The sequence below is a fragment of the Alteromonas sp. McT4-15 genome, from assembly GCF_020515205.1.
In the GTDB taxonomy this organism is placed as follows: domain Bacteria; phylum Pseudomonadota; class Gammaproteobacteria; order Enterobacterales; family Alteromonadaceae; genus Alteromonas.
This window is the reverse complement of sequence record NZ_JAJALG010000062.1, coordinates 1-7,229: the sequence shown is the minus strand read 5'-3', so window position 1 is coordinate 7,229 and position 7,229 is coordinate 1. Positions and strand designations below refer to the sequence as shown.

9 protein-coding genes are annotated in these 7,229 nt (G+C 44.5%); 6 read left to right on the top strand and 3 right to left on the bottom strand.

The features are described from left to right. Window positions 1–191: 191 nt before the first annotated feature. Window positions 192–857 carry an RHS repeat-associated core domain-containing protein gene (locus LHL20_RS20330; RefSeq protein ID WP_226434609.1) on the top strand — a complete coding sequence of 222 codons (666 nt, stop codon included), beginning with the start codon at window positions 192–194 and terminating at the stop codon, window positions 855–857. 271 nt (window positions 858–1,128) lie between these two features. On the opposite strand, the gene LHL20_RS20325 is transcribed toward LHL20_RS20330, so the two are convergent. The 3 genes from LHL20_RS20325 to LHL20_RS20315 all read right to left on the bottom strand — a co-directional run bounded on the left by LHL20_RS20325 (window position 1,129) and on the right by LHL20_RS20315 (window position 2,914). Continuing rightward, on the bottom strand, window positions 1,129–1,344 hold the full coding sequence (locus LHL20_RS20325; protein WP_226434608.1) for a hypothetical protein: 216 nt from the start codon (window positions 1,342–1,344) through the stop codon (window positions 1,129–1,131). Window positions 1,345–1,375: 31 nt separating this feature from the next. Beyond that, complete coding sequence (locus LHL20_RS20320) at window positions 1,376–1,657, bottom strand: hypothetical protein (RefSeq protein WP_226434607.1); 282 nt, start codon at window positions 1,655–1,657, stop codon at window positions 1,376–1,378. A gap of 285 nt (window positions 1,658–1,942) precedes the next feature. Beyond that, window positions 1,943–2,914 (bottom strand): hypothetical protein, encoded by a 972-nt coding sequence (locus LHL20_RS20315; protein WP_226434606.1) that lies wholly within the window; start codon window positions 2,912–2,914, stop codon window positions 1,943–1,945. Window positions 2,915–3,077: 163 nt separating this feature from the next. On the opposite strand from LHL20_RS20315, the gene LHL20_RS20310 reads away from it, so the two are divergent. The 5 genes from LHL20_RS20310 to LHL20_RS20290 all read left to right on the top strand — a co-directional run. Continuing rightward, the gene (locus LHL20_RS20310) at window positions 3,078–3,368 is read left to right on the top strand and encodes a hypothetical protein (protein ID WP_226434605.1); all 291 of its coding nucleotides are present in this window, start codon (window positions 3,078–3,080) and stop codon (window positions 3,366–3,368) included. A 190-nt stretch (window positions 3,369–3,558) separates the two neighbouring features. Continuing rightward, a complete protein-coding gene (gene istA, locus LHL20_RS20305; protein ID WP_226434604.1) occupies window positions 3,559–5,106 on the top strand; it encodes an IS21 family transposase in 1,548 nt (515 codons plus the stop codon). After that, complete coding sequence (locus tag LHL20_RS20300; protein ID WP_226434603.1) at window positions 5,099–5,878, top strand: ATP-binding protein; 780 nt, start codon at window positions 5,099–5,101, stop codon at window positions 5,876–5,878. Before istA ends, LHL20_RS20300 begins: the two co-directional genes overlap by 8 nt. 39 nt (window positions 5,879–5,917) lie before the next feature. Next, window positions 5,918–6,406, top strand: coding sequence for a hypothetical protein (locus LHL20_RS20295; RefSeq protein ID WP_226434602.1), 489 nt, complete (start codon window positions 5,918–5,920; stop codon window positions 6,404–6,406). Beyond that, a partial coding sequence (locus LHL20_RS20290; RefSeq protein ID WP_226434601.1) for a tyrosine-type recombinase/integrase occupies window positions 6,387–7,229 on the top strand: 843 nt, incomplete at its 3' end. The genes LHL20_RS20295 and LHL20_RS20290, both read left to right, overlap by 20 nt.

Below are 7,229 nucleotides of genomic sequence, written 5' to 3'. Positions count from 1 at the left end.
TATAGCAAAACACATCCGTCTGCCCTTAGCAGTCAGAGCATTTTCAATGATGCTTAATCAGCTATCTGCATTTTTCACGAAAGTCAGGCTGTTCATCAGAGAACATGGTGAACAGCCTTTTATCCGATTCGCACAAAGTAGAAAAACCCTTTAATATTAATTCGTTGAGCTAGGGATAGTCTGGATCATGAATCCGGTTATTTTACTACAAAGCACGGATTTACCATCCAAAGCTAGGGAGATTCCTGCAAACTGACCCTGTGGGTTATGAAGATCAGATGAACCTTTATGCTTATGTGGGGAATGATCCGATTAATTTGGTTGATCCTACAGGTGAATATGGAGTTGCAGGTTTCCTGATTGGTGCTGGTATTGAATTAATAGCGCAAGCTGCCACTGGCAATTTTGATGCTACAGATGTTTTAATTGCGGGGGCCGTTGGAACAGTGACTGGTGGTTTTGGTGGCAGGGCTGTTACAAGTGCGCTCAAGGGAACTATTACTGCTAGTCAAGCTGTAAGGCAAACCGCTGTTGTTAGTGCTGCTGCAAGTGGGGTTGGTTCTATGGCGCAAGATGTTGCAAACGGTGACTCAGTCTCTGTTACTAAAGCTGCAATAAGCACTGTTAGCGGTGCAGCTAGTGGATTTGTCGGTGGCAAAATAGCAAATTCATTCGCTGCGAAACTTGATAAAATGTCCAACGCTGGTGGAATAGCAGCACAAATATCAGGAACTACTAGAAGCGCGATGGTAGGTAATACTGCGGAGCGAACTACTTCGGCGGCAACTGGGTTAGCAAACAAAGCTGCTGATGTCGGAATATCTATCGCCGACAAGAAGTTCAAAGAGAATTTATAGTGAGGGGGGGAGGTGTAGATGTTTGTAAAGCTATATAAAACACAGCTAATAACGTATCTTGCTTTGTCAGTAGTTGTTGGATGGCTGATCGCTATCGAAAATGGCATCATACGGGGTGCTGGATTTACCATCGTATGTATGATTTTTCTGACATTATATTCTTACTTTTCATATAAAAAACAATTATCCAAATATGGTAAAAGAGACATTACTTGAGTTAGGTTAAAATATTGATTTGAATCCAAAGCCTCGCTCGTGCGGGGCTTTGTTTTTACAGTAGACTGATGACTTGTTGAAATTCTCCATTGCGCCAATGGCCGAGGGATTTCTTGCCATCGGGCGTGATGCGTTCGAGGAAATCTGGGAAGTCTATATTTTTTCCATAAAGCGTTTGCCCCTGACCCAGCAAGTCACGACTTAATTTCCCAGATTGGCTGTCACGTGAAACCGTTTCAGATAACGTGAGCACATCAAATTGACTAGTCATATTCTGCTCCCATCGGTTCCTAGTTTACTCGCTACTGTGAGTGATGAAGTAATGCCATGCTTGGCGGCAAAAGTTTGCAGCTTCCTATCGTAAAAGCCTGCATCGCGTTTGTAACGGCAAAAAATCTGATGACTGTGTTGGATTCATCGTAAATTGCCCGAATATCATTTTCTCCCGCATCAATTGAATAAGAGCCGTCATCTAACCGATAAGCTGCTTGTCCCCCGACGAAGCACTCTTGGGTAAACCTCGACAGCACGTTTTCAACCTGCTCGGGCTTTACTGTCTGAAATGCGGTGTCGCAATAAGGCATGTCTCTGGCTCTTGAGTTGCTGAGCCATAAGTATAGCAAATGCAATTACACAAGGATGAACAAACGCAGACTTTGGAACATTTTAAGAGCGAGGTGGAACGTACTAATGAGCCACACTGGAACATTTGATGAGTTCAGGTGAACGTTTTTATGAGCGTAATCAGCTGAGTAGACTTTTCGTTTGTTCCATCTGGGCTTTTTTTCGTGAACCGCCAGACTACTTAGTGCGTTCCACTGGAATTTTAGAATGTTCCAGTCACGGCAAAGGTATAAAAGTTACGAGCATTAAATTGATCGCCCGTTCGGTAGTGTTTGAGAATTATTGATGACTTTGATTGGGCCGTGATAGGCGTTCACTTTGATTGCATTTCCGGTAGCAGCAAGAAGCGCTAGCAAACCAGAGTTATTCCTCGCGTCATTCGAATCGACCATACCGTGAACAAAATCTAAGTCCTCAATCAACTGGGCGATATCAATAAATTGCATATACACACGCATTCGGTATTTGGCTTTCTCAGATCGCTTCGTTACTACCGTTATAAAATAATCAATAAGCAAATTTATGGTGCTAATTCGGCTTAAAGATGATGAAAATGATGTTGTTTTTAAATCAGGGTAAGCGCTGTCGATAATGAAAGATAAATTGGTTTTTGGATTGTCAAAAAAGGTATTCTGCATGTAATAGCAGAACTCTTCTTTAATAAACCGTAGCGACCGCCACTCTATTGCAAAAGCCACTGTGCTTAAGTAGCTATTAAGCAGTTTTACCAGCACATCACGGTTTTTTATAACAGCACTTCGAAGCAATGAAATGTGAGCCGCTATAACATCAAGCTCGTTGTTCGTTGCAACTATGTCCCCTATTTTCAGAAGCGATTCATCTTTAGCCAAGCAAATTTTTTTGATTTCGGAAGCAAGCTCAGTGATTAAGGCCACCCCCTTTGATTCACGATCTGTTGTTATTTTATCCTCGCCAATCAGTTCCCAGAGTGCGTGGTCATAAACTTGTGTCATTCCGTAGCTTTGGGCTTTTTTCTTGATTTCACCATAAGTACGAGGATGAAGTTGTGTGCGCCCATGAAAAGCACGGGTGAACTTCCCATTAACTACTTCCTGCCCAGTGACGGGATCAGTTCGTATCGTTCCCATAAACCTTTCACAAGCTTTTCCAGAGCAATTGATGCCTGTTGCGACCACAAACAGCCTCATCTGACACTGTGCGGCTAGCCGGTATTGCTTGCCATATCGACGTTTCATGTCGGCATTCCAAAAAATTTTTTTATGAATTTCAGTTTAGTTCATTTTGGGTAAGTCACGCTCAGTTATGGGGAGAGGATTGCAGTACCGCTCTGTCATCCTCCTACCGGAAAAATGGTGGGGCACTACAGTAGACATTCGATGCCGTGATAAAGGTATGAACATGTCTGAACTTGAAAAGACGCAAAAAGAGCGGGAGCTGGCGCAACGGATCAAACAGGACTTAATTAAGCAGCACGGAATGCTCCTGTTTGGCAAAGCACTCTATCAGGTGCTCGGCTTTACCAATGGTGATGCATTCCGACAGGCATACAAGCGGGGCAAAGTGCCTGTTGCCGTTTTTGAATTGGAAGGAAAACGAGGGCGTTATGCATTAGCGGAAGATATTGCTAATTGGTTGGCGTCCCGACGAATGACAGTAAGTGACAAAGAAAAACGTGGAGGTGCACTATGAAATCATAATCTCTGGACATAAAAAAACCTCGCAAGGTGCAACTTGGAGGTTCTTTCATTGGGAGAGGCTACGCCTCATCAACCTGAATTAAACGTAGTCTCTCCCTGACGATAAAGCAAGCTAATCGCGATGCAAGTTGGAAATAATTTTTCTGACACGTCGTCGTTTAGCCAAATGGAAGGGTAGATAAATGATACTGCCATCAGTAAGACGGCGCGTTTTGCGCCAATTGTTAAGCGGTGACTATTCGAATCGCAAAATCGCCAGAAGTAATAACATCACTCATACGTCAGTGAATCGTATGGCACGCCGTGTAAAAGAGTTACAAGTAGATTGGGAAATGCTGAAAGATAAAACTGACAGCGAAATTAACGATCTGTTTATCAGTCGACGGCCAAAAAGCTTGAAGGCCATGCCCGATCTTAACTATTTCACCCAGCAGCTTCGTAGCATTAAATATATGACGCAAGAGTTACTATGGGAGGAATATGCGGAAGAAAACAAAGACAATCACTACAGCCGCTCCTACACTAATAAATTGCTTCGTGAGGATCGCAAGCAAAACAAAGTCGCAATGTTACAGCACCATCCTTTGGGTGGAACCTGTCAGGTAGATTTTGCAGGTGAAACCCTAAAGGCTAAAAACTGTATCGCGGGGTTTAAGCCGCCTCAGTTTTTAGTCTGTAACTCACCAGCAAGCGATTACCCAGTTGTGGTAGCCTGCCATTCGCAAAAAATCCCTGACTTTCTGGAAGGCATGAACCGCGCAGTAAAACTATTTGGCGGAGTACATCAGGTTTATCTCACTGACAATTTCGCTTCCGCTGTTAAACCAAAGCATAGGGATACGCCAAACGATAGCTTCGCAGCATGGGCAGACCATTACGATACCATGCTTTCCAATACTCGACCGGGTGAGTCTGCTGACAAGGGGCCAGTTGAACAAAGTGTGCTTAATGTTGAGCGTTGGATTATCGCTCCGCTGCAACGTATGACCTTTGCATCACTGGCAGAAGTCAATGAAGCGATAAAACCACTGATGCAGAAGCTCAATGAGAGAAATTTCGCTCAGTATGAGGGTAGCCGCTCCAGTTTCTACAAAGAACATGAACTCCCGCTACTCAAGCCACTACCACCTGAATCGTTTGATGTTCCCCAGACGATAAAAACCCTGACCGTTGAGCCTCATCACCATGTTCGCATTGATGGCCATGGCTATTCAGTTCCTGTGAATCTGGTAGGCCAAGTAGTGAAAGTTCATGTTTGTACGAGTTCTGTTCGTGTAATGCACAATGGGAAAACCGTCGTTGTTCATGCCAAAAGTAAAAGCCAACGGCAGAACACAACATTACCAGAGCACATGGCTCAAAATGAGCTGGCTTACCAAAGCTACACTTATCCATTCGCAAAATCTTGGGCGAAATCCATAGGCATCGCATCTGAAGCCTTTGTCGACAAGCTATTTGATAAACGTCCAGAGAATGACCAAAAACCGATGCGAGCAGTGAGCAAGCTAAAGAAGCTAGCTAAGTGCTATGAATATGAACAAATGGAGGTTGCATGTGAACGCGCACTAGCGATTGGTGATGTTAATGTGACTACCGTGGAGCGCATCCTCAAGCGGAATACAAAAACACTGCCACGGCCTCGCAAGTCAGTTGGTGTCACGCAACTTCATCACAGTAATATTCGTGGAGCAGAGTATTTCTCAGGTATAGAAGGAGTGCGTCATGATTAGTCCGTCTATCCGCAAACCAATTGAAGAGCTGGGGCTGCATGGTGTTCTTCGCGCACTTGAAACGCAGTACGGCTCTAACGAGTTCGATGATTTGACCTATGAAGAAAGGCTTGAGCACCTTTTCATTACGCAAGTTGAAGAAGACCGCAACAGAGCAATGACGCGCCGCGTTAAACAGGCTCGACTTCGTTTTCCCAATGCGTGTACCGAGAACATTGAGTTCGGTGGCGAGAGAAGCGGCCATAAAAAGTTGCTTCTTTCTTTGCTGACAGGCAATTGGGTAATGAAGCATCTTAACGCAATAATAACTGGAGCTTCTGGTACGGGTAAAACCTATCTTGCAAACGCCATCGCGAACGCTTTGCTATTGGCAGGGTATAAAGTGCTGTATTACCGCTTAGATGACTTTTTTAAGGAGGCCTACAAGAAACAAACATTGGATCAATACGCAAATTTTCGTCGCGCACTTTTGAAAACAGATTTACTTATCCTTGATGACCTCGGTGCGTGCGAGCTGTCGGCAGAGCAGGTAGAAATTCTCTACTGTGTTTTAGAAGACCGCTACACAGAATGTTCAACCCTGATCACCTCCCAAATCCCTGTTCAGGACTGGCATGCCTTTATCGGCAGTGACAATGTCGCCGATGCGATTCTTGATCGCATCATACACAACGCTCACAAGTTGCCGTTGCATAGTAAAAAATCAATGCGGGAGAAGTTTGGCAAGCTTGCGTTAGAGCAAGATCTAAAGGAGTCCGGCAATGAAAAATAGTATCGCATTTGTCTATTTCTGGATTAACGGAGGTGTCGCATGGCTGTAACACACATGGCATACCAAACGATGCTTCGCCAGATTAATCTGCAAGACATTTACATTCAGCAAGCGTTCGAATTTTATCGAGACCGTTACTGTAATAACGACGAAATTCAGCGTTTTGTCAGTACCTCAAGTGCTATACCCGATGAACTTCGTGACCATGCTTTCATCGGGCTATGCGACCGTGCATTGGGATTGGAAATACCCAGTGCCAGAACGATTGAGGGCGGTGCTATACGAGGTCACTATCAACATTGCGGTTTATTTGTTCCATCAGGCGGCGAGCTATTTAGAGGATGCGTGGTATTTCCTGAGTTTGATGACAACACAGGTCAGTTTGTTTCAGCAGTGGGATATCGCTTTGGGAGGGTGCGTGAGTGGCAAAAGCCTGTAGTTCATTGGACGAAGCCACAGCCTGATCAGTTGGTTATGGACGGATTAAACACAGTACGGAAGATGGTGCATGCAAAAGCCTACCACTAGTCACCTTTGGCGGTGCAGTAAGTATTACTTCCAACTTTGTCTGGCAAAAGGCCAGTCGAGTGACACCGTGCGCAGCAAGCGGTACGGAATGAAGAAGTTCTGTGCATGGTGCTTCAGTCGGGGCGTAAGAAGACTGGAAAACGTAAATATCGAGTTGATGGATGATTACATGGAGTATCTCAACTTATATCGCAAACCGCAGGACGACGAACCGCTCTGCGATGCAAACAAGTACAGCTTGCTATTATGCGTGAAGAGCTTCATCACCAAGATGTACAACAGAGGTCTGTTGCAAACCAATCCATTGGAGTCAATCGATTTGCCCACGGTAGGGCGTCCTCTTCCTAAAGCGATTTTCTCTGCTGACGAAGTGGAGAAAATTCTAGCTCAACCGCTACTTTTTGGTTTTAAAGGAATGCGAGACAGGGCGATTCTGGAGACGTTCTTCGCCACAGGAATACGCAGAATTGAATTACTCAATCTGGATATTGAAGATATCGATTTTGAGCAGCAATTACTGCGAGTTCGTAAAGGGAAAGGCAAAAGGGAATATATTCTGCCTGTCAGTGCCAGAGCCTGCGAATGGATAGTGTTTTACCTGACAAAATTGCGCCCAAAACTTGCCAATATTAAATCAGGTGGCGCATTGTTTCTGGATGATAAAGGAAGACGTTTCAGAGCAAATGCACTCTCTGATATGGCATCTCGGTATGTTCATTTTGCGGGGTTTAAAAGGGCTGGCTCCTGCCATCTTTTTCGTCATAGTACGGCAACCATCATGTTAGATAACGGTGCGGATATTCGGCATGTGCAGGAGATGTTA

Bases quoted from the DNA above. Each gene is read 5' to 3' on its own strand.
- LHL20_RS20325 (WP_226434608.1), bottom strand. From the start codon at position 1,344: ATGACTAGTCAATTTGATGTGCTCACGTTATCTGAAACGGTTTCACGT.
- LHL20_RS20295 (WP_226434602.1), top strand. From the start codon at position 5,918: ATGGCTGTAACACACATGGCATACCAAACGATGCTTCGCCAGATTAAT.
- LHL20_RS20315 (WP_226434606.1), bottom strand. From the start codon at position 2,914: ATGAAACGTCGATATGGCAAGCAATACCGGCTAGCCGCACAGTGTCAG.
- istA (WP_226434604.1), top strand. From the start codon at position 3,559: ATGATACTGCCATCAGTAAGACGGCGCGTTTTGCGCCAATTGTTAAGC.
- LHL20_RS20320 (WP_226434607.1), bottom strand. From the start codon at position 1,657: ATGCCTTATTGCGACACCGCATTTCAGACAGTAAAGCCCGAGCAGGTT.
- LHL20_RS20310 (WP_226434605.1), top strand. From the start codon at position 3,078: ATGTCTGAACTTGAAAAGACGCAAAAAGAGCGGGAGCTGGCGCAACGG.
- LHL20_RS20300 (WP_226434603.1), top strand. From the start codon at position 5,099: ATGATTAGTCCGTCTATCCGCAAACCAATTGAAGAGCTGGGGCTGCAT.